Consider the following 779-nt stretch of genomic DNA (forward strand, 5'->3'; position numbering starts at 1 on the left):
CCGGTGCCAGACACCGCGTTAAATTCTTCGCGGCGGGTCGATTTCTAGACACGCCATGCTAAAACAATAAGTTATATATTGTTCCATGAGAGCTGCCTTGCCGGCGACGAGGCCGCTACAGGTAACACACCAACCAGAAATACCCTCGCACGGTGAGTCGGCGAAACAACACGGGCTGATCATTTCAAGGATGATGCATGAAAGAACATCAATATGTGGTTCAGGTGACGTGGACAGGTAACAAGGGCTACGGCACCGCCGGCTATACCGCCTACAGCCGTGACTTCAATGTCGAGGCCGCCGGCAAGGTTGCCCTGCAAGGCTCCGCAGACCCGGCATTCCGTGGCGACCCGCAGCGCTGGAACCCGGAAGACATGCTAGTGGCATCGCTGTCGGCATGCCACAAGCTCTGGTACCTGCACCTGTGCGCGGTCAACGGCGTGAATGTACTGGCGTATGTCGACCTTCCACTGGGGCGCATGGTGGAAGGTGACGATCACGGCAAGGGCCGTTTTACCCATGTGCTGCTGCGCCCGCAGGTTACCATCAGCGCAGACTCGGACCGGGAAGTTGCCCTGCGCCTGCACGAGGATGCGCATCATGAGTGCTTTATCGCCAACTCCGTGAATTTCCCGGTGGAGTGCGCGGCTGAGGTGACGGTCGGCTAGCGGGCTCAGGTCAAAGACATTGGAGTGGTGGCGATGAACTACAACCCAGCGCTCAAGGCCCGTTATGAGGTGCTGCGCGCACGCGGGATCGTCCTGGTGCGACTCAATGCC

1 protein-coding gene is annotated in these 779 nt (G+C 58.9%); it reads left to right on the forward strand.

The window, feature by feature from the left end; all coding sequences use genetic code 11:
• Nucleotides 1–197: 197 nt before the first annotated feature.
• Nucleotides 198–668, forward strand: a complete 471-nt coding sequence (locus tag G1E_RS09675; protein ID WP_009686130.1) for an OsmC family protein — start codon at nt 198–200, stop codon at nt 666–668.
• Nucleotides 669–779 lie beyond the last annotated feature (111 nt).

It is taken from the genome of Pseudomonas sp. TJI-51 (assembly GCF_000190455.2).
Classification (GTDB): Bacteria; Pseudomonadota; Gammaproteobacteria; order Pseudomonadales; family Pseudomonadaceae; genus Aquipseudomonas; species Aquipseudomonas juntendi.

Bases quoted from the DNA above. Each gene is read 5' to 3' on its own strand.
- G1E_RS09675 (WP_009686130.1), top strand. From the start codon at position 198: ATGAAAGAACATCAATATGTGGTTCAGGTGACGTGGACAGGTAACAAG.